At 37.4% G+C, this 25,061-nt stretch carries 21 protein-coding genes; 11 read left to right on the top strand and 10 right to left on the bottom strand.

Going from position 1 to position 25,061, the window contains the following annotated elements; translation table 11 throughout:
- Positions 1-159: 159 nt before the first annotated feature.
- The 4 genes from HNP36_RS13370 to HNP36_RS13385 all read right to left on the bottom strand — a co-directional run bounded on the left by HNP36_RS13370 (position 160) and on the right by HNP36_RS13385 (position 7,978).
- Positions 160-5,085, bottom strand: coding sequence for a T9SS type A sorting domain-containing protein (locus HNP36_RS13370; protein WP_184164432.1), 4,926 nt, complete (start codon positions 5,083-5,085; stop codon positions 160-162).
- 403 nt (positions 5,086-5,488) lie between these two features.
- On the bottom strand, positions 5,489-6,040 hold the full coding sequence (locus HNP36_RS13375) for a serine O-acetyltransferase (RefSeq protein WP_184164435.1): 552 nt from the start codon (positions 6,038-6,040) through the stop codon (positions 5,489-5,491).
- Between the two features lie 11 nt (positions 6,041-6,051).
- Positions 6,052-7,203: a glycosyltransferase gene (locus HNP36_RS13380; RefSeq protein WP_184164440.1), complete on the bottom strand. Its 1,152-nt coding sequence runs from the start codon at positions 7,201-7,203 to the stop codon at positions 6,052-6,054.
- 244 nt (positions 7,204-7,447) lie between these two features.
- Positions 7,448-7,978: an acyltransferase gene (locus HNP36_RS13385; RefSeq protein WP_228456369.1), complete on the bottom strand. Its 531-nt coding sequence runs from the start codon at positions 7,976-7,978 to the stop codon at positions 7,448-7,450.
- Here HNP36_RS13385 and HNP36_RS13390 point away from each other — a divergent pair.
- From HNP36_RS13390 to HNP36_RS13400, 3 genes are read left to right on the top strand one after another with little or no spacing between them, the layout of a single operon-like run.
- A complete protein-coding gene (locus HNP36_RS13390; protein WP_228456371.1) occupies positions 7,977-9,041 on the top strand; it encodes a 3-oxoacyl-ACP synthase III family protein in 1,065 nt (354 codons plus the stop codon). The two genes, HNP36_RS13385 and HNP36_RS13390, sit on opposite strands and share 2 nt — an antisense overlap.
- A 31-nt stretch (positions 9,042-9,072) precedes the next feature.
- On the top strand, positions 9,073-9,306 hold the full coding sequence (locus HNP36_RS13395; RefSeq protein ID WP_184164448.1) for a phosphopantetheine-binding protein: 234 nt from the start codon (positions 9,073-9,075) through the stop codon (positions 9,304-9,306).
- Positions 9,306-10,064 (top strand): SDR family NAD(P)-dependent oxidoreductase, encoded by a 759-nt coding sequence (locus HNP36_RS13400; RefSeq protein ID WP_184164451.1) that lies wholly within the window; start codon positions 9,306-9,308, stop codon positions 10,062-10,064. The genes HNP36_RS13395 and HNP36_RS13400 overlap by 1 nt, the downstream gene beginning before the upstream one ends.
- Here HNP36_RS13400 and HNP36_RS13405 read toward each other — a convergent pair.
- Both HNP36_RS13405 and HNP36_RS13410 read right to left on the bottom strand, forming a co-directional pair.
- Positions 10,061-11,224 (bottom strand): glycosyltransferase, encoded by a 1,164-nt coding sequence (locus HNP36_RS13405; RefSeq protein WP_184164454.1) that lies wholly within the window; start codon positions 11,222-11,224, stop codon positions 10,061-10,063. The genes HNP36_RS13400 and HNP36_RS13405 overlap by 4 nt on opposite strands.
- Entirely contained in the window at positions 11,225-12,064 is an 840-nt protein-coding gene (locus HNP36_RS13410) for a glycosyltransferase family 2 protein (RefSeq protein ID WP_184164457.1), read from the bottom strand.
- 89 nt (positions 12,065-12,153) lie between these two features.
- Here HNP36_RS13410 and HNP36_RS13415 point away from each other — a divergent pair, with 89 nt between their 5' ends.
- The 8 genes from HNP36_RS13415 to HNP36_RS13450 all read left to right on the top strand — a co-directional run bounded on the left by HNP36_RS13415 (position 12,154) and on the right by HNP36_RS13450 (position 19,854).
- Positions 12,154-12,924 (top strand): class I SAM-dependent methyltransferase, encoded by a 771-nt coding sequence (locus HNP36_RS13415; protein ID WP_184164460.1) that lies wholly within the window; start codon positions 12,154-12,156, stop codon positions 12,922-12,924.
- 116 nt (positions 12,925-13,040) lie between these two features.
- Positions 13,041-14,069: an acyltransferase family protein gene (locus HNP36_RS13420; protein WP_184164463.1), complete on the top strand. Its 1,029-nt coding sequence runs from the start codon at positions 13,041-13,043 to the stop codon at positions 14,067-14,069.
- Between the two features lie 174 nt (positions 14,070-14,243).
- The gene (locus HNP36_RS13425; protein ID WP_184164467.1) at positions 14,244-15,971 is read left to right on the top strand and encodes an HAD-IIIC family phosphatase; all 1,728 of its coding nucleotides are present in this window, start codon (positions 14,244-14,246) and stop codon (positions 15,969-15,971) included.
- Positions 15,968-16,876, top strand: coding sequence for a class I SAM-dependent methyltransferase (locus HNP36_RS13430; RefSeq protein ID WP_184164470.1), 909 nt, complete (start codon positions 15,968-15,970; stop codon positions 16,874-16,876). Before HNP36_RS13425 ends, HNP36_RS13430 begins: the two co-directional genes overlap by 4 nt.
- Positions 16,877-16,881: 5 nt before the next feature.
- The gene (locus HNP36_RS13435; RefSeq protein ID WP_184164473.1) at positions 16,882-17,121 is read left to right on the top strand and encodes an acyl carrier protein; all 240 of its coding nucleotides are present in this window, start codon (positions 16,882-16,884) and stop codon (positions 17,119-17,121) included.
- Positions 17,121-17,498: a VOC family protein gene (locus HNP36_RS13440; RefSeq protein WP_184164477.1), complete on the top strand. Its 378-nt coding sequence runs from the start codon at positions 17,121-17,123 to the stop codon at positions 17,496-17,498. Before HNP36_RS13435 ends, HNP36_RS13440 begins: the two co-directional genes overlap by 1 nt.
- A 7-nt stretch (positions 17,499-17,505) precedes the next feature.
- The gene (locus HNP36_RS13445; protein WP_184164480.1) at positions 17,506-18,921 is read left to right on the top strand and encodes an MBOAT family O-acyltransferase; all 1,416 of its coding nucleotides are present in this window, start codon (positions 17,506-17,508) and stop codon (positions 18,919-18,921) included.
- A 6-nt stretch (positions 18,922-18,927) separates the two neighbouring features.
- On the top strand, positions 18,928-19,854 hold the full coding sequence (locus HNP36_RS13450) for a hypothetical protein (RefSeq protein ID WP_184164483.1): 927 nt from the start codon (positions 18,928-18,930) through the stop codon (positions 19,852-19,854).
- A 205-nt stretch (positions 19,855-20,059) separates the two neighbouring features.
- On the opposite strand, the gene HNP36_RS13455 is transcribed toward HNP36_RS13450, so the two are convergent.
- Genes HNP36_RS13455 through asnB form a run of 4 tightly spaced genes read right to left on the bottom strand, consistent with a single transcriptional unit; the run spans position 20,060 to position 24,886 of the window.
- Entirely contained in the window at positions 20,060-20,998 is a 939-nt protein-coding gene (locus HNP36_RS13455) for a glycosyltransferase family 2 protein (protein WP_184164486.1), read from the bottom strand.
- Positions 20,999-21,000: 2 nt separating this feature from the next.
- Positions 21,001-21,936, bottom strand: a complete 936-nt coding sequence (locus tag HNP36_RS13460) for a glycosyltransferase family 2 protein (protein ID WP_184164489.1) — start codon at positions 21,934-21,936, stop codon at positions 21,001-21,003.
- Positions 21,933-23,084, bottom strand: coding sequence for a glycosyltransferase family 4 protein (locus HNP36_RS13465; RefSeq protein WP_184164493.1), 1,152 nt, complete (start codon positions 23,082-23,084; stop codon positions 21,933-21,935). Before HNP36_RS13465 ends, HNP36_RS13460 begins: the two co-directional genes overlap by 4 nt.
- Complete coding sequence (gene asnB, locus HNP36_RS13470; protein WP_184164496.1) at positions 23,084-24,886, bottom strand: asparagine synthase (glutamine-hydrolyzing); 1,803 nt, start codon at positions 24,884-24,886, stop codon at positions 23,084-23,086. Before asnB ends, HNP36_RS13465 begins: the two co-directional genes overlap by 1 nt.
- Positions 24,887-25,061 lie beyond the last annotated feature (175 nt).

Raw genomic sequence — 25,061 nt, forward strand, 5'->3', positions numbered from 1 at the left:
TTTCATGATCCAAAAATTGTAAAAATGCCAAAATTACTTCCCAAACTATAAGCTATGATACCTTATTTCCGATACTAATTTTACCCTAACTGCATCCCTACAATAAAAAAACCGCCTCAATCCAGATTGAGGCGGTTCATCTTACGAATAACTATTGGCTTATTGCTTAATAATTTTCACGATGGTTTCAGAATCATTGATTCTTATTAAATAAGCTCCTTGCGGAAGCGAAGAAAGATCTGTCTGTTTGTTTTCAAATTTTCCTTGTTTTACAAGCTGTCCTGAAACATTGTAAATCTGGTAATAGTAATCTTTGTCATTGGCATTGATGTATAGAATACTCTTCACAGGGTTAGGGAAAACAGTCAGTTTTGAACTGTCTTTCTGCATTTCTTCAATTTGCTTTTTGGCAAAAGTATTTACTGCTTTTCCTGCGGTGTTTTTCGGAACTGCAAGCGCTAAAGGTTCATATCTTCCGATCTCATTTCCGTTACCGTCATATTTGATTTTTGCGCAACGGCATGACATTGCGGTTTGCGGGTAATAAGGATTTCCGGTGGATATTGCATAAGAACCCGGTGCATTAAGACCAAAGTCAATATACAAACCAATAGCCTGGCCGGCATGTCTGTCTGCAGGAGAAGATGTCCAGATTCCGGAAAACTTAAGTTTTACCTGTCCGCCATTGTCAATTGTTTTGGCATCATCTTTTGTATAAACGAGAAGATCTTTTCCTCCGTTGAATCCACGTATTCCGCTGTTCGCAAAACTTCCTATAGCGAAATGGCTGTCGTTGAATACGAATCCATAACGGGTAGCCGGATAATTCGCAATCATAGAAATCTGGCCTGGGTAAGAAAGACTGGTAGCAGAATATGTCGTACTAACGCCGTAAATCCCTCCGGGGTTCAAGCCATACTGTCCGTTTCCTGTATTTCTGTATCCGTTATAGTACCAAGGATTATTACCATGAGCAAATGGCCATCCTGCATAAAAACCTGCAAGTGAAGCCGGCTCTGTTTCATATACGGCAGCGGAGAATGTGTCTGGTATTCTCCATCCTTCAGGGCATGGATCGTAAGGAGACTTTTCAGCTGCATGGCCCCATCTGGAAGCAAACTGTCCGTTCTCATCAGATAACCAGTCTCCGATTTTTTTATTCGGATCGGTTTCACTGCTGGTATTTCGATATAGGAAATACATCGGATTTTTTACAGAGTACTGCAGTACTTTTTTAATTTTATCCTTTTTAGGGTCTGCCGGCAGAATACCAGAAGAATATTCTGCATATTCCTTGGCATAATTAGCAGTATAATTAAGGTTATCAATCGCTGTACTGTATGGAATAATACCACTGCTGATCGGACCGTTTTGTGAATAAACAGGGGTTCTGTTTAAATTTTTATATGCAGTTGATCCGTTTGTAAATTCATAGTTCCCTCCAGGATTGATAAATGCCGGAATAGGATCTTTTTTACCCCACTGATAGTGAAGCCCGCCACTTTTGCTTAATGCCGGTGAAAGGGAATAATTGGTAGTAGAGAAAATAACTCCCGGGAACATCATTAAGGCTCCCAGATCTCTGTCCATAAAGGTAGTTTCCAATTGGGCACCAATACTTTTCACAGGTTTTACAAACGCCGAGTTAACGTTTAAAACACCACCGTTTTCTGGTGTTTCAGTAGTATAGCCGGTGCTTGCTATCACAGTTTCAGGAACCCAGATATGCCAGCTCCAGATAACAGGATCCTGGTTTTTTCCATTGGCCCATGTAGTAGTGGAATTTCCTAAATGGAAGGCTACAACGGCATTACCATAGTTCAGAGACTTTAATGTAACCCTAAGTCTCGCTAATTCTTTGCTGTCAGGATTAATGATCTCTATGTTTTCTATCAGGTCTTTATTGGTAGTCCATACTACAGACGCAGATTTGTTGTTTCCTTCCGGAAATTCTTCTGTTGTGCTAAGATTCAGTTTATGCATGGCATAAGCTTTACCCAGAGGGATATCAATAACACGGTCCTTATCGGAAGCATTTACATCTACAGGGTTGTTTGTATATTCAACATAACTGTTTGGCTGATTGGTCCAGGATTTTAAAGTTTCCAATGAATATTCCTGAGCCGGCAGCGTAAAGAAATTGGTTTCAAATATTTGTGGCATAAAAGCATTGTTCGGATCTTTAATACATCTTATACCTGAAGTTTCATGGGTATTTCCATCATGATCAGTTGAAGCAAGGCTATAAAGGCCAAAGTTATTTGCTGGCTCCTTTATATTTCCCGGATCTGAATTGTATCTTAAACCTCTTGGTCCGTACCATGGCCCTCCATTTGCAGCTCCTACAGAAAATGTAGAAGAACCTAATGAACCGTCTGAAGATCCATCCTGATATATAATAGAAGGTTTTACCTTTCCTGATGCTGCAATACTATTGGCAGTAACTACATTAGGATAATATTCATAGTTCCCGTTAATAGGGATCAGTCCTAAATTACGATTGGTAACGCCGGAAAAATCATACCCTAAACCAGGATATATTTTGATACCCGGGAATTTTGTGCTGGATGTAGCCGGATCTGAAGTAAATGCATCATAATCATTAGCACCTCCGATTTTTCCCCAAGGTGAGGCATTATTATCATTACTCGGACTGGCTAAATTATCATAATAAGAAGGAACCCTCCAGTTACAAGGACATGGATCATAAGGTGATTTCATCGCATAGCTCATACTTTCTTTAGCCATCTGAGGATCATATGAATTATTCAGATCACTTATTTTACCTCCTCTTGTATCTCCCCAAAGGTCCCAGGCAACATTCTGATAAGGGTCGGCATTGAATTCAGACCTGTATTTCTGTTTCGAGAACCATGTTGTACGTCTTTGAGGATACCATGAATTATCAGCATTCTGAACCAGCATGTCTTCTCCATTGTTGTCCACTGTTTCTCCTTTTTTTCTGACATACATCGGAGGAATGATCATGTTGATAGGATTCTGGATAGAATAGCGGATATTCCCGTTAGGAGTATCATATCCCGTATTTTCCTGTGGATCATAAAGATTTCCTCTGAATTTTACAGGAAGTACAGAAGTGGCCCCGATCATAGATTTGGATCCCTGGCTTCTTATATTTCCTACTTCACCAGAAATGTCATACCTGGTACCATCCTTATACACTAAAGATGGGAACGGGTCTTTTCTTCCCCATTGGTAATTTAATCCTTGAGATTTATTCCAGTTATTGCCTACAAAATTAGCACTTGTCGCTCCCAGGTTTCTGTCCATCCATTTCCAATCCGAAACTGGATTTCCGTTTTTATCTTTTTCAAAACCGAGACGATAAGTACTTCCGTCTGTAGGATCGTCTGTTACCCAAACGTGCCACGTCCAGTATACTTGATTGTTTACTCTATAAGAAACAACAGCATTACCTTCTTTAAGCCTGTTTACTGAAACTTTGATTTTTGCATCTTCACCTGTGCCTTCCAAAGCAACAGATTTTATAAGTCCCGGCTCATCTTCCCAGTACAGCCCCGTACTGGCAGTTCCTGCTGGGATAGGGGTGTAACTGCCCTGGTCATTCTTCATAAATTCGCCTCCTTTGGCCCACATTTCATAGGCTTTCTTTACAGGAATATAAAGGCCGTCCACAGCATTCCCGTTTTTATCCTTACCGGTGAAAACATAACTGTTTGGAGCTTTGGTCCAGTCTACAAAATCTGACTGAGCACCTGAATTGATTGCAAAACAGGTAACAGGGCAGTCCTCTGCGGCCGGATTTCCGAAAATACCGACGTATTTTATAAATTTATTGATCTCGCTTTCGATGTCTATCAAAGGCCTTGACGGACCGTTCCAGCTGTTGATCACTTTTCTGTTTCTGATGGCTCCTACCCCATATAGTGATGCCTGAGAGGTGTTGCTTAATGAAAAATTTTCAGAACCGGGACCTCTTTGCTTTTCATAAAGCGGGGGATAACCAAAATCATCGGTAGTATTGTAATTGCTTAAAGCCGTAAGGGAAACATATTGCCCGTTAGCTTTATAAACTCTTAAACCTGTTATTTCACTGATCACAATAACAACGGGCTGCTGATTGGTGAAAACATCACCCAGCTTCTCATTGATGTAGTTATAAAGGTTATAATACCTGTTAAGAAGAGAATTAGGATTAGTAAAATCTAAATATCCTCTTCCCCAGGGTTCTCCTCCTTCTTCAGGTGGCAGAAACCAGTTACTGAAGTTAATGAAGAAACTTTCATTAGAAAACTTTCCGGCAAACATATAAACCGGATCATGATAAGAGAACTCGAAAGGACTCGTATCACTGCCCTGATAGATATATTTCTGGGAGCTTGCTATGGTAGTAAGGTTATTAGGATTCGTAATGTTAACAACCGGTGAATTGGCATTGGAATTATCCAGCGCTGCATTTCCCTGGAAGGATAAAACAATATCATCCAGTTTTTTCGTTAAGTGTTGAGACTTTACTCTGTCTTTTACCCCTGAAACAGTTCCATTCGGGTTGTATAAAACAGTTCCGTCTTTTTTGGGGGTAAACAGGATGGTGTACTGGTTTTCATCCAGATCACAATTGGCATAGGTGTAATTTGCCTTTTTGTAATGATTTACTGTTTTATCCCAGATGATTGAATTCCAGTTGGTAATGGTTTCATTTGAACTTAATTCGATCTTAACGGAATGTGTGTTTAAAGCCGACTCTGGTAACTCGAAATTAGCAGTAAGGTCTTCATTATACTCATAGTTCCCTGCAAAAGTTTTGCACCATAAAGAAACCCAGTTGTTTTGGGCGTCTTTATACTTGATGGTGACTTTTACATCTCCGGCGGTGTTAGGCTTTTGGAAGTTACCTTTGATAACTACCAGCCCTTTCTCATTCGCATTTTGTGAAATGACGATAAGAGGATCCAGATCATAGACACTTGGTGGGAGAGGTGTCATAGAATTGAATCCAATACTGGTCTCATTATGCCAGGGGACAGGTGCTGTCGCCCATGCATGAGACGATGCAATACTAAGTACTGCAGCAAAAATCTTTAGTGTCGATTTTTTGTTCATACGTATAGAATTAAAAGTGTTTTCGGTAAGAGAGAATTACAGGCTTTGAACTGTTAGAAGTATTAATTAATGCAAACATCCAATCCCAACCTGTTGTATTATATAATGATTTTGCAACTGATAAAAATATTTATCATTGTTTATCTAAAATTATATTGGGATTTAAATGGGATTAATGAAGCCATCCGGAAGTTGCTCCATCTTTAAGAGAGTAATTTTTTTTCATGACATTGTGCTTAAAAATTGTGTAGTGTTTTTGAAATAAATAATTAAGAATATAAGACAGACTTAATTCTTAAAAACCGTTTCAGCAAAAGTCGAGAAAAAAATATTCCTTTACAATAAAAAGAATGTTTTTAAAGAAAAACGGTAACTAAATTTATAAATCTGTAGGGGAGATTTTTTATATTTTATTGTTGATATAGGACTCTGTAGCGCTTTCTGTTGAATAAACTGTTCCCGGGTTGCCAACCACTACAGAATTGGCAGGAACATCAAAATTTACATACGAATTGGGGGCAATCAAAACATTTTTTCCAATAGTAACACCCCCTACAATTACGGCATTGGCGCCTATCCAGACTTCATCGGAAATGGTAGGGAAACCTTGAAATTTACCACGGTTTTGCTGGCCGATGGTTACACCCTGTGCAATATTGCAGTTCTTTCCAATTTTAGCTTTAGGATTAATAACCAGACTTCCCCAGTGCCCCAGGTAAAAGCCTTCCCCGATTTCAGTCTCAGGATAAATCTGGTAGCCGTATTTTATCTGGTAATGTCTGAGGACGAATTTCCAGAATACTCCTAAAACAGGCTTTTTATGATATTGCTGGGCTTTTCTTAAGACATAAATAAAATGCAGGTTCGGATTGATACATTTTTTCCAGATCTCGAATGAAGAGAGCCACGTTCCGCTCTCCCTGTAAAAATCTTTTTGTATAACCGTATAACTCATTTTAATCTTTTTTATAGTTCATCAATGATTTCCTGAAGTTTTGCTACAGACTTCTGCAGTACAAAAGGAAGATCGGTGGCAGCAATTTCTTTTTCGTAATGACCCGCAAGTTCCTGATTGATAAGGATTTTTTTCATTCCTTCATAAATTCCGTCTTCCGAGTTGGGTGTAATAACGCCTAATTTTCCGTCCTGAAGAAGATCCCTTATTCCGGAAACATCTGTAGATACGATAGGTTTGTTCAGAATCAAAGCTTCCGCAATAATGGTGGGAAAGCCTTCATGCCGTGAAGACATGATATAAAAATCAGCTTTTTTCAGGTACGGATACGGATTACTTCTGAAACCAAGCATTTTTACGGTTTCCTGAAGCCCCAGCTGATTAAGTTTTGACTGGATATTGTTGAAATCAAAACCGTCACCAATAATAATAATCTGGTGTTTAAGTCCCTCATCAATCAGCTTTTTATGTACATCCAGAAGCCTGTCGTAGCCTTTCTGCGGATAAACCGTTCCGATAGTAATGAAAGTGGGAACTGTATTGGAAAAAGGATAATCATCAATTGGCGTATTGGCTTTATTTAGAGTGTCGTCTTTATCAATCGGGTTGAAGATTTTAATAACTGCCTGTTTTTCCCGGTCTGTTTGTGCCAGCTTTTGCATTTCCTCCTTCAGCTTGTTGGAAATTACCAATATCCTGTCAAATTTGAAAAGTTGCTTTATTACGTCCGGTGTATATTCTTTCAGATTAAAAATATCATTCTGGATCCAGATGATTTTTTTCGAATCTTTCTGCGGACTGGAAAGAAGTTCCCTGTACATTCCATGGATCGCAGCTATTTCCACATCATATTTTTTATTTTTCAGCACAAAGTGGTAAAGGAGCCCCGGAAACCACAGGAACATTTTCTGGTAAAGCACCCTGAATGCTTTTACAGGTATTTCATGAGGCTTATTGGTGGTAATCATTTCTCCCTTAAGAAGATAATACAGATTAACCCATGACGGAACTTCTTTGATATACATTCCTGTGTACAGATTGATCAGCAGGTCTACTTCATATTTGTCCTCGGGAAGGTTTTTGAGAAAGTTAACGAGAACCTTTTCTGCACCGCCATGTCGGAGAGAACCTATACGAATAAGAATTTTCTTTTTCTGTGACATAAACTACTAGTCTATAACAATATTATTTTTGTAAAATTTTCTGGATACAAAATAACTGAATAAAGATGGAAAAAATATTATTATTAGAAGTTTAATGATATGTTTTTTGAACTGCTATTAAGAAAAAGAATTTCAATGTCGTAATTCTGTCCCTTAAGCTTTGAGGTTATGTTGGTAAGATCTTAGTTCTGCCATTAGATTTGTCTGGTAGTATTTAAATAAAATCTTTCAGGTCATTAGTCTCTTATTTTATTTTCCTGGCTTTTTTGAATTTATACGGAAGGTTAGCCTTGATATATTCATCCAGTTTTTTTCTGTCTTTTTCCAGTTCTCTGGGATATTCCGGGCTGCTTTTCAGAACAATATCACCATAATCTTCTATTGTACATAAAAACTGTGCAGGATTACCAATAAAGACCGTATTGTCTGGCATAGATTGTGACAAAACAGAATTGGCCCCCAAAATACAATTGTTTCCAATATGTACATCATGAGTAATCACGCAGTTTATTCCGATTGTGCTGTTGTTTCCAATTTTTATCCATCCGAAAATTCTTGCATTTTCATAACCGGGAAGTTTTCTTAAAAGAGTGGTAGTGCCCCCGTGATTCACAAATCTTACTCCGGCAGCAATATTAACATCATCCCCAATTTCTATAAGGTATGGCTCTGTTCCGAAGTAAATTTTGTCAGGCATATTAAAATTTTTCCCGACCTTCATACCACGGTTTTTTGCTGCTTCAAGGCTTGCCTTATTAAGAAAAACATGAAACATGGAATGTATTTTTAATACTATTCTGAATATGAGCATCATTATTGTGGATTTGTTTTTTAATTTTGCAAAGAAAAAGAATTTATTTAATATGATAAAAGTTTCCAAAATAGAATATTATCTACCGGAGAATGTTCTTACTAATGAAGATCTTGAGAAAGAGTTCCCGGAATGGAGTTCAGACAGGATCCATGAAAAAGTAGGCATCAGGCAGCGTCATATAGCATCAGACGGCGAAACTGTACTGGAACTGGCCGTAAAATCTTCCGAAAAACTTTTCGAGAACTATGACAGGAATAAAGTAGATTTTATTCTTTTCTGCACCCAGAGTCCGGATTATTTTCTCCCCACTACAGCTTGTATTCTTCAGGACAGGCTTGGTCTCAGAAGGAATATAGGAGCAATGGATTTCAATCTTGGCTGTTCCGGATTCGTTTATGGACTGGCTTTTGCTAAAGGATTAATAGCAGCTGGTATTGCAAAAAGTATTCTGCTGATTACATCAGAAACCTATACCAAGCACATCAATCCGAAAGATAAAGCAAACCGCAGTATATTCGGGGATGCATCTGCATCTGTGATTGTAGAGAAAGATGAAAATGCCAAAGATTACCAGTTTTGCCTGGGAACAGACGGAAGCGGGGCCGAGAATCTTATTGTAAAAAAAGGAGCTTTCAAAACAGATTTTCAGCTCAATCCTGAAAACGAGTTTCATCCCGAAAACCTTTACATGAACGGACCTGAAATTTTTAATTTCACTATTGAAAATATCCCGGGTCTGGTAAGAGAAACCCTGGAAACCAATGGAGTGACAATGGATGATATTGATCATTTTGTTTTCCATCAGGCCAATTCATTTATGCTGAATTATTTAAGGAAAAAAACAAAAATACCGGCAGAAAAGTTTTATATTGACATGGAAAACACAGGAAATACCGTGTCCGCCACCATTCCTATCGCCCTGAGAAATATGATGGATAAAGGAATGCTGAAAGAAGGAGACAGGGTATTGATGGCCGGTTTTGGAGTAGGATATTCCTGGGGAGCAACCGTATTGGAAATTTAATAATAATAAAAAAGTCGTAAAATTTAAATATATGAAAACATCCGTTTTTTTAGAGAAATTACAAGAAGAATTAGAAGAAGACGAAACATTAACCGTTGAAACCAATCTGAAACAGCTTGAAAGCTATGATTCTATCAGTCTGCTTTCCGTAATTGCATTTGTTGATGAAAATTTTGATAAGAAAATTGATACAAAGCACTTCAAAGACATAGAAACTGTTTCTGATCTTATGAATGTTATTGGTAAAGAAAATTTTGAAGATTAATGAACAGGTTTTCTTTAAAAGATAAAACAATTCTTATTACAGGCGCTTCTTCCGGAATAGGGAGAAGCTGTTCTGTAGAATGCAGTAACAGCGGTGCAAACCTTATTCTTATTGCCAGAAACGAAGAGGAACTGCAGAAAACAGTCTCTATGTTGGCGCCGGATACCAAAGCCGAAACTCTTATTGCAGATATTACCAATGCTGAAAACCTTGAAGAACTGATCGCTGAAAAAGTATCTGTTTTAGGGAAAATATCAGGATTTATTCACTGTGCGGGAATAGAAAAAACCCTTCCTTTGAAAAAGCATACCCCTCAGCTTTATACAGATATTTTTGCAGTTAATGTAATCTCAGGTTTTGAAATTGCCAAAATTTTATCCCTTAAAAAATACAAAACCGAAACTTCCAGTTTTGTCTTCATTTCCTCAGTTGCAGGAATGGTGGGCGAAATAGGAAAGGCCGCTTACTCAGCAAGTAAGGGAGCTGTAGTTTCCGGAGCCCGTTCTCTGGCAATGGAGCTTTCAAGAAGCGGGGTAAGGGTCAACAGTATAAGCCCGGCGATGGTCAATACTCCCATACTGGAAAAAATGTTTGAAAACATTGGTGAAGATGCCGCAGAAGAAATCCTTAAAAAGCATCCGCTGGGAATCGGGGAGCCCGAAGATGTGGCTAATGCCTGCATTTTCCTGCTTTCGGATGCCTCAAAATGGATCACAGGATCAAATCTTGTGGTGGACGGAGGATATTCCGCCCATTAATTTTTTTCGTAAAGATCTTCAAGAATTCTTTCCACTGCATCAAAGATTTTCTGATTGTCGAACTGGTCCTCAATAGTTTCCAGGTTTTTTCTGATCCCGGCAACCAGTTCAGGATTTGTTAGGAAGGCTTTCATAGCGGCGTACATCTCTTCCGTTTCATAATTGATGAGGTAACCGGTTTCCCTGTCTTTAATCATCACTCCTACATCTCCTGTATCGGTAGCAATGATCGGCTTCTGAAGTATAAGGGCTTCGGCAATTACCAACGGCCAGGCTTCAGATTCGGATGGCAGAATGAAGTAATCCGCATTTTTTACATAAGGATAAGGATTCATCCTGTTCCCGCTTAAAATAAACGTATCCTGGACATTATTTGCACGAATCTGTTCGGTAAGGTTTTTCATCTCCTCACCACTGCCTACAATAACAATACTGTGGTGGAATCCTTCATCAATCAGTTTTTTATGGGCATCAATCAGTTTATGGTAACCCTTTCTGTTATGAAGACGGCCTACCGAAACAAAAACAGGGCCTTCGGGAAGCGGTTCTGCCTTTTCCTGAGCTTTTTTCTTGATTTCATCAATAGGAATGGCATTGATCACAACACTTTCTTCAGGATATTTCATCTCCGGATAGTATTTGTGCATCAGATCCTTGATCTTTTGAGAGCAGTAGATCATATGGTCAAACTGCGGAAAATTTTCAAGGATATCAGGAACCAATGGCTGTAAAGTAGGGACATTGATTTCGGAATGAAACCATCCTATTTTCTTTGAAGCTTTGTTGCTGGAATTGATAACGGATGAAAAAGCTGAGTATGTAGGCGCAATTTCGATGTCAAATTTTTTATTTCCCAAAAGGCGATCTGAAATTTTATGGTTTTTCAAAGCACTGGAAAGTTTCAGTCTTCTACGCACTAACTGCAGTTTATGGACTAAAGGGTTTTTAGAAAGATCTTCTTTTCCATCGGTAAGATATATCTTTTTAACATGTTCAGGAAATTCATTTCTAAGCTCTCCCTGATTAAGATTCAGGCATACTGTGATGTCAAACTTTTCAGGATTGAGATTGTGGAGAATACTGAGAATTACTTTTTCTACACCACCCATTTCCATAGAACGGTGTCTGAAAAGAACTTTTATTTTTTTGCTGTCTGACATTTAACTGAAGAGTTTTTGTAAAAAGATTGTTATTTTTTTCCTGATACGGAAGGGAATTTTATTCTGATACTCCAAAAGATCAAAAATTTCCTGTGGGTCACTATAGCTTTGCGGAATCTGTTTTCCATTAATTTGCTTCAAATTTCTTCTCTGCATTGCTTCCCAAATCGAACGGGCATAATAGCTGTAAGATTTTGCTTTATTATCGTTTTGAGAAATTCCCCCTGCATGAGCCCTGTAAAGATAATCGGTTTGATTGATAAAATGCACTTTTCCAACTTCATACATTTTAAAATAAAGATCCTGGTCTTCTGCTATTTTAAGTTCGGGATTTATTTTTTTTCCTTTTAAATAAACATCTCTCCTGAAAGCTACAAAAGGTGCAATCTGGATAGGAAAATTAAAAAAGGTGTCCTGGCCGTTCGGAACCTGCCTTGCCGATTTAAATTCACTTAAGATATTTAAATTCTGATCACATTTTGCCAGCCTGGAATAGGTGAGAACCACATCTTTTTTATTTTTTAAAACTTCAACAGCACTTTTTAGAGCTTTTGGCCTAATGATATCATCCGGATCAAGATATCCGCAGACATCTCCGGTAGCATCTTCAATAAGTTTAGCTTTTGTAACTCCTACGCCATAGTTCGCATCATTCTCATAGAGTACAAATCTTTTGTCGCCGCCAATAATTTTTTTGATAATTTCTACAGAATCATCTGTTGACCTGTCATCTATAATCACCACTTCCCAGTCTGTATATTCCTGAGCGATAATAGAATCGTAGCAGTCTTTAAAGAATTTACCATTGTTATAATTGGCAATCAGAATAGAAAATTTCATCCAATTTGTGTTAATAAATTTTTTACAAAGATAATTATATATTAAAAATAACAGAAAAATCTCTATTTTTGTGCCTTAAATTTAACACAGTGAGTGAAATAACTAGAGTTCTCAAAACATTAATAGGTTATCTGAAAAGGCCGGACCTATACCCGGAACTAGGCCGGAAAATCATTAAAAATACGGTTAACAGAGGCAATGCCTTCAAGGGCAAGGAAAAAACAAATTCCTGGGCTGCAGGAAAAGCAATTTCCCAGAAAGAGGCTGTTTCAAAACTATTTGGTCTTGAAATAGATGCTTTCCGTACGGATTATGCCGAAGTTTTAAAAACAGCAGACCAGAAAGAAAAGGCATGCCCGGTAAAAATGGGTGGCCCCGGAGCATTGGAACTGATTTATTATGCATGCGAATTTACCAATGCAAAGCATGTAGTAGAAACAGGTGTTGCTTACGGATGGTCATCGCTGGCATCACTTCTGTCCCTCACAAAAAGAAACGGGACATTGTACAGTTCAGATATGCCATATCTGGCACAGGATGGAGATCAGTATGTAGGTTATGTTGTCCCGCAAAGCCTGAAAAACAACTGGAAATTATTCCGTTTTGCCGATAAGGAATCCCTTCCGAAGATTTTTACTGAAAATTCAGTTTTTGATGTTCTTCATTACGATTCTGACAAAAGCTATAACGGAAGAATGTGGGCTTATGACGAACTGTATAAGCATCTGAAAAAAGGAGGTGTATTTATCAGTGATGATATTGGTGATAACTCCGCTTACCAGGATTTCTGTGAAAAAAACAGCATAGAGACAACCGTGGTAGAATACGAAGGAAAATATATCGGCGTTTTTGTTAAATAGTTTTAAAAGAACGCTGTATTCTGTTATGTGTGATGAATAGTGCTTTTGTACTGTTTATTTCATAATTGTACGGATAGGTGTTTTTATATAGTTAAAACTATTGAACATTTTTGTGAATGAAGATAAGCCAGATTACCTTTACCAGATTCCTTGCAGCTTTAGCTATTGTTATTTCCCATTTTAACAAAGATATGTTTGTCTATAAGACAGATTATATTTCAAATATCTTTTTAAAGGCGAATGTAGGAGTAAGTTATTTTTTTATCCTTTCAGGATTCATCATGATTGTAGCTTACCATAGGAAAGAGAAAATCGGGTATTTTGAGTATTATAAGAACAGATTTGCAAGAATTTACCCCTTGTATGTGGTTGGATTGTTGCTTTATCTTGTGACAAGGTATTCAAACTTCAACATTATTAATGCTTTTTTATACCTGTTCGGTTTACAGAGCTGGATTCCCGGTAAGGCAATGATCCTGAATTTTCCGGGATGGTCTATATCCGTAGAATTCCTGTTTTACCTGATTTTCCCGGTATTGTATAATCATTTCTATTCCAAAAAAAACAAAAGTATATGGGTAGTGGGGATTGCTCTGTGGATTATTACACAGGTATTTTCCCATCTTTATGAAGCTTCACCGTCTTATAAAGGACCCCATACGGAAAGTCATGAATTTTTGTATTACTTCCCTCTGATGCATGTAAGTGAATTTTTAGTGGGAAACCTTGCAGGATTGTTTTTTGTAAACAACTTTAAGCAGAAAAATTATGATATTCCCGTAATCCTTTTCTTTGCGGCGGTTATGCTTTCACTGATCTTCGTTCCGCTTTTTTATCATAACGGGCTTATGGCAGTGTTCTTTATCCCGCTCATTCTTTTCATTTCATGGAATAACGGGCGGCTGACCAAGATTTTGGCATTAAAGCCATTGGAATATCTCGGGGAAGTAAGTTATGCGGTTTATATTACCCATATCCCCATTCTGTATATTCTGAGGGAGATCCTGAAACGGCAAAATTATCATCTTAATATTAACAATGTATTCTGGATTTATCTGGTAGTTCTTATTATTACCTCGGTGCTTTTTTATCAATGGATTGAAAAACCACTCAGGGATTATCTTAAAAAGGTAAATGTCAGATAAAATTTTTATTTTTGCAGCAGAGCAAAACACAATGAAAAAAAATACGAATGTTCTAAAGACATATCTTTCATGTATTTATACGAAATGTCCGGTACTCCCGGAAGCTTTTAATAATGCAGGACTGATTGAATTGAGAACCGGTACATTCATATTTTAATAAAAATAGAAAAATTTATGTACAAAACGTTTTCAGAACTGAAAAAGGAACTCCGCAGAGATATCCCTCAGCTTAAGACAATAAAGTTGGCATTACTGGGTGATACCGCTACCCAGTTTCTCAATGTTGCTTTGAAAGGTACTGCTGTGAATGAAGGCTTTAAGCTGGAAATTTTCGAAGCAGATTTTGGCCAGATTTCAAGACAGATCCTGGATCCTACTTCGGAATATTATGAGTTTAATGCAGATTACACCATTATCTTTGAGTCTTCTCATAAATTATTAAGCCAGTATTATAAGTCTTATGATACGCAAGTTGGTTTTGCAGAGAATAAAATATCCTATATTGAAGATCTTTACCGCACTATTCAGAGCCGGACCAAAAGCCGGGTTATTTACTGTAATTTTCCGGGGATTAATAACCAGGTTTTCGGAAACTTTTCAAACAAGGTGGAATCTTCTTTTGTTTTCCAGCTGAATAAACTGAATTATCTGCTTTCTGCAGAGCTGGCAATTAAGAATGATAACTTCTTTATTGCAGATCTTCTTTCAATACAGAATAAATGGGGGAGAGACTTTATGTTTTCTCCAAACATCTACGTGAATACAGAAATGGTACTTTCATTGGATGCCCTTCCGATTGTTGCCCATCATATCACCGGAATTATTTCTTCTCTGGAAGGAAAATTCAAAAAATGCCTGATCCTTGATCTGGATAATACAACATGGGGTGGTATCATCGGAGACGACGGTCTGGAAAAAATTCAGATAGGAAGTTTGGGTATAGGTAAAGCCTTTACGGAATTCCAATACTGGGTGAAGGCACTTCAGAGAAGAGGAATAATTCTTGCCGTTTGCAGTAAAAATGATGAAGATAAAGCCAAAGAGCCTTTTGAAAAACATCCCGATATGGTCCTTAAGCTGGATGATATTGCCGTTTTTGTGGCTAACTGGGAAAATAAAGCAGATAACATCAGAAAAATCCAGAGTATCCTGAATATTGGCTTTGATTCTATGGTGTTTCTTGATGACAATCCGTTTGAAAGAAATATTGTTCGCGAAAATCTTCCCGAAGTCTGCGTTCCTGAGTTACCTGAAGATCCGGCAGAATACCTTGAATATCTGTACGGGCTGAATCTTTTTGAAACCTCCAGTTTTTCTGAGAATGATGCGGAGCGAACCAAACAATATCAGGTAGAAGCACAGCGCGCAGGTGATCTGGACAGCTTTACCAATGTAGAAGACTTTCTGAAAAGCATGAATATGGTTTCCGATGTGAAATCTTTCGATAGTTTTTCAAAGCCAAGGGTTTCACAGCTTACCCAGCGTTCCAACCAGTTTAATTTAAGGACGGTAAGATACACGGAACAGGATGTAGACAGCCTGATCAATTCTGAAGAACATTACACCATTTCCTTCACACTGGAAGATAAATACGGAGATAATGGACTGATCTGTGTGATTGTTCTGGAAAAGAAAGATTCAGAAACACTTTTCATAGATACATGGCTGATGAGCTGCCGTGTTCTGAAACGCGGAATGGAAGATTTTACCCTGAATACCATTGTAGAAACTGCCAGAAAAAATGGATTTAAAAAGGTGGTGGGAGAATATCTTCCTACGGCAAAAAACCAGATGGTAAAAGATCACTATGAAAAACTAGGATTTACAAACGAGGATGATAAATGGGTGCTGAATGTTGATAATTACCAGTCAAAAGAAGTTTATATAAACACTAAAATATGAAAATAGAACACCTTATTGAAAGTATTTCCGGAAAAAATGCCATTCACGGCAAAAAGCTTCAGAAAAACTTTGCCTCTCTCTCAGAAGACGAAAATTATATAAAAGATTACGATGGCTTCATCAGCAAATACAGAGAAATTCTTGAAAAAAAGAACCTGACCTTTGATGATTCTATTAATTATTATCTTAAAATGATCGGCGATTTTAATGAAGAAATGCTGGATTTTATAAGAACCAATAAGTATAGGAATACTTCATTTGATGAGGTAAACCGTGCGATGTACAATAATCCGGATGTCATGGTTTCCCATATGCACGGCTTATTGCTTTCACAGTTTTTGTGGAAACATCATTATGCAGTGTATCAGTATTTTAAAACCCAGATTCAACAGTATCTTCCTGTGGAATCCTATCTTGAAATAGGAGCAGGCCATGGCCTGTATCTTGAGGCTGCTATGGAAAAAATTGGGGATAACTGTACTTTTGAGGCACTTGATATCAGTGAATCTTCACTTGAGCTTACCAAAAGCTTAATTAAAAGTGAAAAGGTTGTTTACCATCTTAAAAATGTATTCGACTATACGGATGAGGATGAGAAGAAAGACTTTATTACAATGGGAGAAGTGCTGGAGCATGTGGAAGATCCGTTGTCGCTGCTGAATAAAATCAAAAGCCTGATAAAGCCGGACGGAACTATTTTCATTACTACTCCTACTAATGCACCTTCTATAGATCATATTTATCTTTTTAATAATATTCAGGAAATCAGAGATCTCATTCATGAGGCAGGCCTTGAAATTGTGGATGAAAGATATTTTGTAAGTGAAGATATAGAACTGGAAAAAGCAGAAAAAAGAAAAGTTGCTACCATGTATGCATCATTTTTAAAAATAAAAAACATATAAATATTATGAGCAAAAACGAAATTTTATCAAAATTATCAGAAATTTTCCGTGAAGAACTGGATAATGAAGAAATTACTTTAACTGAAGAAACTACTGCAAATGATGTTGAAGAATGGGATTCTCTTTCTCATATTCAGTTAATTGTAGCAGTGGAAAAAGCTTTCGGTATACGTTTTACCTCTTCTGAAATTCAGAGCTGGAACACTGTAGGAGAAATGGCTGATTCTATCACTTCAAAATTATAATGAAATTTCACCATGTAGGAGTTGCCTGTAAAGACATACAGGCAGAACTCCAAAACATAAGAAAGCTCCATAAAATTATTGAGGAAACCCCTGTTGTTTTTGATGAAAACCAGCAGGCGGAACTGTGCATGATTACTGTAGAAGACGGGTTGAATATAGAGCTTGTTTCAGGTAAACCGGTACAGAATCTTTTGAAAAAAAATATATCTTACTATCATATCTGTTATGAAGTGGATGATATTGACCAGTCAATTGAAAACCTTATCGAACATGGCGGAATGCTTATTTCTCCTCCCAAAGAGGCTATACTTTTCAACAACAGAAAAGTTGCTTTTTTAATGCTTTCTTATGGAATTGTCGAACTTTTAAACAAGTAGTTATCATATGCAGTTTACATCATTGGTATTCGTACTTTTCTTCTCTGTTTTTTTTGCTGTCTACTGGTGGATTCTCGGGAAAAATCTTAAAGCCCAGAATGTATTTTTATTATTAGGCAGTTACGTATTCTATGCATATTGGGACTGGAGGTTATTAATACTTTTGATCGGAAGTTCGGCAATTATCTATTTTTTAGGGTTGAAAATTTCCAGAAGTGAAAATTCGGAGAAAAAACTCTGGCTGAATTTAGGCCTGATTTTTTCCGTTGGGACACTGCTTTATTTTAAATATTTTAATTTCTTCATTCAATCTTTTACAGATTTATTCGGAATTAAAAATAATCTGACCTTAAATATAATTTTACCCCTCGGAATTAGTTTTTATACATTCAGAATGATCAGTTATCTGCTTGATATAAAGAATACTAAATTAAAAGCCGAGACAGATGCACTGGCATTTTTCAATTATATCGCCTTCTTCCCGAGTATGACATCGGGCCCTATTGATAAAGGAGGCCTATTGCTTCCACAACTGAAAAAAGAAAGAGTTTTCACACTGGAAAACGGTTCTGATGCAGCCAGGCAAATTCTTCTGGGTGCATTTAAAAAGCTGGTGGTTTCTAATGCTATTTTTCCGGTTACAGAAAGTATATTCCAGGGATATGAGCATCTTTCCGGAAGCACTATAGCTTTTGGAGCCATACTGTTTTTATTCCAGATGTATGCGGATTTTTCAGGATATTCCGACATGGCAATTGGCTTTGCAAAGCTTTTAGGCTTTAAAACCACCAAAAACTTTGCTTTTCCCCTTTTTGCCCAGAATATTGCCGATTATTGGCGGAAATGGCATATTTCTCTTACATCATGGCTTACAGAATATGTATTTACACCTCTTGTGATTACTTTCCGTGATTATGATAAAAAAGGATTGATGCTTGCCGTTTTTCTCAATTTCGTCATCATTGGTTTCTGGCATGGTGCCAACTGGACGTTCATTGTTTACGGCTGCCTGCAGGGATTGTATTATGTTCCTTTAGTTGTTAATAACCAGATCAATAAAAAGAAAAAGCTGTCTAAAACCATTCCTACATTTAAAGAATTAGGGAATATTATATATACAATGGCTTTAGTGTGCTTTGCTTTGGTTTTATTTGTGGCTCCAAGTTTAAAAGACGCTTTTGGAATGTATGGGAAAATTTTCAGTCTTTCACTTTTTTCAGTTCCGCAGTTTATCAAAATTAAAATTTTAGGTTTGATAGGAATTGTAGTTCTGATTGACTGGATCAATAAGGACCAGGAGCATGGATTGGAAATCAGCAGATTTAAACCAATAGTAAGAAGAGCATTTTATATTTTCCTTGTTTTTATGATTATGTATTTTGGAATTTTTGGGAATGCCAAGTTTATTTATCAACAATTCTAATCCGAGATGAAAAAATTTTTATTCAAAATATCGTTTTATATTATTGGAATTATTGCCGTTTTATTGTTTTTGGGAACATATGCAGACGGTAATACGGATGATAATTATTTGCACTTTACAGGCCCCAAACCTTCTGATATGATTATGGGGGATTCCAGAGGCTCCCAGGCTGTTATACCGGATATTTTAGATCATAAGCTGAAGGGCAGGAAATTCAATAATTTTTCCCTGAATCTTACAGAATCACCTTACGGACCGGTCTATTTTGAAGCCATAAAGAAAAAGCTTAATCCTGATACAAAGAACGGCATCTTTATTCTTACTGTTGACCCCTGGTGTTTATCCACAGGTAGAGACGTAAAAGAAGCAAAAGACTTTACAGAAAGCACCTCCGCATTGGCAGATATGAATTTTTATGATGTAGCACCTAATTATGAATACCTTCTGAAGCATCATCCTGAAAGCTGGTTTCATATTTACAGAGACAGAGAAGCGGTGGGAAGATCCAATACGTATTTGCATAAAAACGGATGGATGGAAGTTACTGTAAATGTTGAGCCCGATACTTTAAGGAAAAGAGAAGCCCGTAAGGTAAACGATTATTTAGATTTTGTAAAATATCAGAAAATATCCCAGGTTAGGCTGGATGCATTTGACGACATCATTCAATATCTTAAAACGAAAGGTACCGTTTATATTGTAAGAATTCCGGGTTTTAAAGGAATTATGGAAATAGAAAACAGATATTCTCCGGATTTCAGCAAAAGATTAGGATCGATCGCCCAAAAAAACGGAGTAAAGTTTTTCGACTTTTCCCCGTACCATGATAAGTATGTCTTTATAGACGGAAATCATATGTACAGAGAATCCGGGAAAGTATTTACTGCCCAGCTTGCAGATTCCATTCTTCTGGATAAGAAAATGCAGAAATAACCTGAATTAAGGTTTAAGAATATAAAAAATTAAGCCGGAAGCTGGAAGAGAGAGACGGCAAATCACTGATTTTTCAATTTATTATAAGCCATAATAGTTCAGTGAACGGGTTTCTAAAAAATAAGAAGAACTGAGTATAATTACTCTTTCCGATTTCAATAGTTTCCCTCTTTCAGCCCCAAGCTTTGAATCATCCTGATTCAGACTAAAATAAATTCTTCCTGAAATTAATATTGAATAACCCGGAACGTATGCTTGGATAATCCGTAATCAGATATTTAGCGATCATTCCCCATTTTTTGAACGGTGGGGCAACAGCGATCTCAAAGCTTCGGAGCATCCTGTTGATGTGTAGTTTTACATCTGCAGGAACACTTTTCTCATTTTCTGCCCATTTATTTAATTCTTTCCAAAGCAGGACACGTGTTTTCGCAGGATTTATTTTCCCCGAATCCACTTTTGTGATTCTGTTATTCTCATGTACGCCCCTTAGGGCAATAGCCTCATCATTAATACCCGTATAAAGCTTAAGATAATGGGCAAATCTTATCACAATCTCAGAATCCTGGTGCAGGCGCAGAGAGGTCTCAAAAAAACGGTCCATTTTCGAAAGGGAAGATTTCCTCAACGTTAAAGTATCAAGATGAATAAGGCCGAAAGAACCACGTAAATTGATCAGTCCCAGGTAAACATCCTCAGGATTGGTTTTTTTGTAAACAGTATCAAGCTTGTCTTTATAAATGGGGTAGTATTGTTCCCTGGCTTTTTCCGAGTAATATTTTACCCCGATTGCTCCATAAACACCTTCTACCTCAGGGTTTTTGAAAAGCTCTCTTTCCGCATCGAATCTGTTCGGCAGATAATAATCGTCCGCATCCAAAAATGCTATAAAATCCCCGGTAGCCTTTTCCATTCCCAGGTTTCTGGAAGCTCCGGCTCCGTGGTTGCCTTTATCCGGATGCTGGTAAAGCTTAACTCTGTCATGCTTTTCTGTTAATTTCTGACAAACCTGCAGCGCGTTATCAGGAGACTTATCTTCAACTAAAACAACTTCATATACCTCTTCAAACTGAAGAGCTGATTCTACAGCCTGTGAGACATATTCTTCGGCATTGTAAACGGGAATAACTACGGATATTTTCATTCTTATCGGTTGAGATACGTAAAACGGTATTGAGTTTTTAATATTTGAGGATTCTTAATGACCTCTAAAAAGGTGCAAAAATATTTATTTAATCCTGTTTTCAGGGAAAGATCAAAAGATTTATAGGTTAAATAGATCTTTTTTCTGCATTCTGAAGGTAATGGATTGGCAGCGGTCCATTCATACAGCGATTTCCATAAAAGGAACTGTCTTTCATTGTATTGAGGGGAATATCTTATAATCTTGGTAATTCTGTTGTTATCATGAACACCTCTTACCGCAACAGCCTTATCTATAATTCCTGATTTTAGATAGCAGTGAAAAGCCAGCTTGGTAATAAAATCGGAATCCTGGTGAACACGAAGATTTTCATTGAAGTGAAGATTATTCTTTACTAAAGAAGATTTTCTTAAGGTAAGCGCATTCAAATGAAAGAACGTTCCGAAAACCCTGAGAGTCAAGCCCAGCAAGCCTTTCAGAACCTCTTTGCCTTCTGCAGGAAAATTAACGGTGGTTAAAGAAATGTCTTTAAACTTATCCTGAAACTCTTTCCGGCCTTTTTCAGTTAAATATTCTACCCCAATGGCTCCAAAAACACCTTCAATTTTTTCATCTTTAAAAATCTCTTTCTCTGCATTAAAACGATTGGGTAAATAATGATCATCAGCATCTAAAAAAGAGATGAATTCACAGCCTGCTTTTTCCAGTCCCAGGTTTCTTGTAGCTCCGGCCCCGTGGTTTCCTTTGTCCGGATGCTGATATAATTTCACTCTGGAATCTTTTACAACAAGTTTTTGACAAACTTCCAGTGAATTGTCGGTGGATTTGTCTTCAACAAGTACAACTTCCCTTACTTCCTCAAACTGTAAAGCAGAATCTACAGCTTTCTCCAGAAATTCGGAAGCGTTGTAAACCGGTATAATTACTGAAATATTCATGCTTTACTGTATATTGCTTTTAATTTTTCACTTACAATAGCGGGATCATGTTCCTTTCTGATCCTTTCCAATGATTTTTTTGACTTTTCAGGCAACTGTTCCGGATTTGTAAAAATATTTTCCAGAATATTTTCCAACTGGGTTTTCAATGTCTTTTTAAGATCTTCCCGTTGATCAGCAGTAAAATAAAGAGCCTGCTTTAAACGGTTCTGGGGAAGATGAATAAGCCATCCACAGCTTTCATTATTAATTTCAGGCAAAGCACGGATGTCAGTTGTAATTACGGGAACACCTGCTGCCTGCATTTCCAAAACAGAAAAGCCATAAGTGTCAGACCAGGTCGGCAAAAGACCGAAATGGGCACTTTTGATAAGCTCTATCACTTTTTCGTTAGGAATGTTTTCATAAATGTTGATCCATTCTTCTTTTTTGAGCATTTCCCGGGTTTCCTGAGCTTCTTTTTCAGTGACTCTGGTTACGTAATTATCTGTTTTAAAAGAAGAGATAATGCTAAGTTTGAAATTATACTTTTGTCTTAATTTCTTTAAAACGTCTATCATTTCAGAGCCACCTTTCAGATGAAACTGGGTTCCTACAAAAATAAGGTGAAATGTTTCCATGTTTTTGTAGATCTCTTCCGAATCTCTTGAAATAATTTCCTGAGAGGGATGAATAACTGAAAGCTTAGACTTTACATTTTCCTGAAATTCAGGGTAGTTTTTCAGAAGTTCCAGCTGGATATTGGCAGAAGCCTGAGAAATTGAAATAATTCCCAGACAGCTTTTTTTACTGATTTTCCCGAATGCATTTTCCGTTTTTTTATTACGGGTATGCTGAGGTTCGGTTTTCTGATGGTCATCTTTGGTTTCGGGAAACCTGGGAACAAGCGTTTCAAAAGAAGCCACCCACTTCTGGGAAGAATAATTGATATCGTTATAAAGATGAAGGACATCAATCTTGGGACTTTGATAAAAGAAATACTTCCCTTCAAAATCCGTTTTCTTCCTGAATAAGATTTTTTTTACAGTAGCTAGTGAATGGAAAAGATTGTTGTTCTTTCTTAGAAAAACATACTCATATCCCGGAACCTTATTCAGGATATTTCTTTTAATGGGATAGCCATTTTCCGCCAGACCTATTCTCATCATTACTGTAAATGATTTTTATTGTTCTGAAACCAAAGTGCAAGGATCAGCAGACTCCAGTGCTGATGGTGTTTGTTAAGCTTTTTTTGTACCTCGTTAAAATCCAGATACTTGAAGATATAGCTGTTTTTGTTTTCAAGGAGTTCTTTGCTTAGGCTCTGAAGCTCCGGTTCTTTGAACCATTCGGTTACAGAAGCCCCGAAGCCGTTCTTGCCACGCTTTGCAATTTCTTCTGTCCATGCCTGGGAATAGGCTTTTCTCAGTATAATCTTATCTTCTGTAGAGTTTACCTTATACTGCCACGGCATCTGGATACAGAATTCTGCAAAATCAATATCAAGGAAAGGAATTCTTACCTCTACGGAATTGTACATAGAGGTTCTGTCTCCCTTAAGAAGCATATTGGCGGGTACATATTTCTCCAGGTCAATACGCATGAGGTCATTATAATCTTCATTAGTGGGGTTAAAGCTGAAATCCTGTCCCGGAATTTCATCGGTGATCCCGAGATTTCTGATTTCTGCAACGGAGAAATAATTCCTTACTTTATTCTGATGATAATCTATGGTATCTTTATATTGTGCCCTTACGCGCCTTTCGGAGCCAACATCTCTGAATTTGCCAGCCAAAAGGATCATCTTTGAGAGATATTCAGGATAGAAGCCCTTTTGGGAAAGGTCTATGTTATATTTATAGAAAGTATAACCACCAAACAGTTCATCACCCACATCCCCTGAAAGGATTACCTTCAGATCTTTCGATGCTTCTTTGAAAATGAGATGGGTAGGAAGAAGGGAAGAGTCCATTAACGGCTCATCCATGTATGAATATACTTCCTGAAGGGTCTCGGAAATCTTCTGTTTTTTATCCAGAAGAATATGATGGTCGGTTTTATATTTATCTGCAATGGCCTGTGCATACGGCATCTCGTTTAAGTCGCCGCTTTCGTAGCCGTAAACCAGGGTTTTTATGTTTTCCTTGTATTTGGAAGCAACGGCAACAATAGTACTGGAATCCAGACCGCCGGAAAGGAAAGAGCCTACAGGGACATCAGCTACCAACTGTTTCTTTATAGCTATATCCAGAAGATGCTTAAATTTTTCAATGCTTTCATCCAAACTTAACGTTGAGGTTTCAGTAGGAATGGTCCAGTATGGCTTTACCTCTGCTTTTCCATTTTTTAATACTAATGTATGGGCAGGTTTGAGATTGAAAATATTTTTGTAAATCGTTTTATGAGGGTGAATATATCCGTTTTTTAAATAGTAGGCAATCTGTGCTGTATCAATTTCCGGTTTTATCAGTCCTGAAGCAAGAATAGCTTTAATTTCGGAAGCAAAAATAAATTCACCGTTTTTCCCGATAGCATAATAAAAAGGTTTTTCCCCGAAACGGTCTCTGGCACAGAACAGTTCCTGTTTTTCTTCATCCCAGATCGCAAAAGCAAACATTCCGGGAAGGTCATGAATCAGGTTTTTTCCTTTTTTCTGGTACATAGCAAGAATCACTTCTGTATCCGAGCTTCCACGGTAAGGGTAATCGGAATACTGGTCTTTTATTTCAGAGTAACCGTAAATTTCCCCGTTCAGTACAATGCATTCATTTTTTGTACTGGAAAACATGGGCTGTATCCCATTTTCAGACAGATCTATGATAGAAAGCCTGCGATGCCCCAAAGCTGCATTGTCATAAAATTCATGATGTGCCGAATCCGGCCCGCGGTAGGCGATGGCATCCGTCATTCTTTGAATTTCATTCTGGTAATTTCGGGCGTTATTGGTTATAATTCCGGCTATTCCACACATAATATATTGTTTTTCATCATTAATTTTATTTTCGGATAGACAAATTTACGACAGATTTATAAAATACTTCTTATTTGGGAAATTTGCTGTTGATTAAACTTATCCTGAAATTCCTTTCTTTCTTTTTCGGTTAAACATTCCACACCAATGGCTCTAAAAATATCTTCAATCTTTT

This window comes from Chryseobacterium shigense, from assembly GCF_014207845.1.
Taxonomy (GTDB): domain Bacteria; phylum Bacteroidota; class Bacteroidia; order Flavobacteriales; family Weeksellaceae; genus Chryseobacterium; species Chryseobacterium shigense_A.

Coding starts and splice junctions, on each gene's coding strand:
- HNP36_RS13375 (WP_184164435.1), bottom strand. CDS start 6,040: ATGAGTTATACGGTTATACAAAAAGATTTTTACAGGGAGAGCGGAACG.
- HNP36_RS13455 (WP_184164486.1), bottom strand. CDS start 20,998: ATGAAAATATCCGTAGTTATTCCCGTTTACAATGCCGAAGAATATGTC.
- HNP36_RS13450 (WP_184164483.1), top strand. CDS start 18,928: ATGAAAAAATTTTTATTCAAAATATCGTTTTATATTATTGGAATTATT.
- HNP36_RS13460 (WP_184164489.1), bottom strand. CDS start 21,936: ATGAATATTTCAGTAATTATACCGGTTTACAACGCTTCCGAATTTCTG.
- HNP36_RS13445 (WP_184164480.1), top strand. CDS start 17,506: ATGCAGTTTACATCATTGGTATTCGTACTTTTCTTCTCTGTTTTTTTT.
- HNP36_RS13400 (WP_184164451.1), top strand. CDS start 9,306: ATGAACAGGTTTTCTTTAAAAGATAAAACAATTCTTATTACAGGCGCT.
- HNP36_RS13380 (WP_184164440.1), bottom strand. CDS start 7,203: ATGTCACAGAAAAAGAAAATTCTTATTCGTATAGGTTCTCTCCGACAT.
- HNP36_RS13425 (WP_184164467.1), top strand. CDS start 14,244: ATGTACAAAACGTTTTCAGAACTGAAAAAGGAACTCCGCAGAGATATC.
- HNP36_RS13405 (WP_184164454.1), bottom strand. CDS start 11,224: ATGTCAGACAGCAAAAAAATAAAAGTTCTTTTCAGACACCGTTCTATG.
- HNP36_RS13395 (WP_184164448.1), top strand. CDS start 9,073: ATGAAAACATCCGTTTTTTTAGAGAAATTACAAGAAGAATTAGAAGAA.
- HNP36_RS13385 (WP_228456369.1), bottom strand. CDS start 7,978: ATGTTTCATGTTTTTCTTAATAAGGCAAGCCTTGAAGCAGCAAAAAAC.
- HNP36_RS13465 (WP_184164493.1), bottom strand. CDS start 23,084: ATGATGAGAATAGGTCTGGCGGAAAATGGCTATCCCATTAAAAGAAAT.
- asnB (WP_184164496.1), bottom strand. CDS start 24,886: ATGTGTGGAATAGCCGGAATTATAACCAATAACGCCCGAAATTACCAG.
- HNP36_RS13370 (WP_184164432.1), bottom strand. CDS start 5,085: ATGAACAAAAAATCGACACTAAAGATTTTTGCTGCAGTACTTAGTATT.
- HNP36_RS13410 (WP_184164457.1), bottom strand. CDS start 12,064: ATGAAATTTTCTATTCTGATTGCCAATTATAACAATGGTAAATTCTTT.
- HNP36_RS13420 (WP_184164463.1), top strand. CDS start 13,041: ATGAAGATAAGCCAGATTACCTTTACCAGATTCCTTGCAGCTTTAGCT.
- HNP36_RS13435 (WP_184164473.1), top strand. CDS start 16,882: ATGAGCAAAAACGAAATTTTATCAAAATTATCAGAAATTTTCCGTGAA.
- HNP36_RS13440 (WP_184164477.1), top strand. CDS start 17,121: ATGAAATTTCACCATGTAGGAGTTGCCTGTAAAGACATACAGGCAGAA.
- HNP36_RS13430 (WP_184164470.1), top strand. CDS start 15,968: ATGAAAATAGAACACCTTATTGAAAGTATTTCCGGAAAAAATGCCATT.
- HNP36_RS13390 (WP_228456371.1), top strand. CDS start 7,977: ATGGAATGTATTTTTAATACTATTCTGAATATGAGCATCATTATTGTG.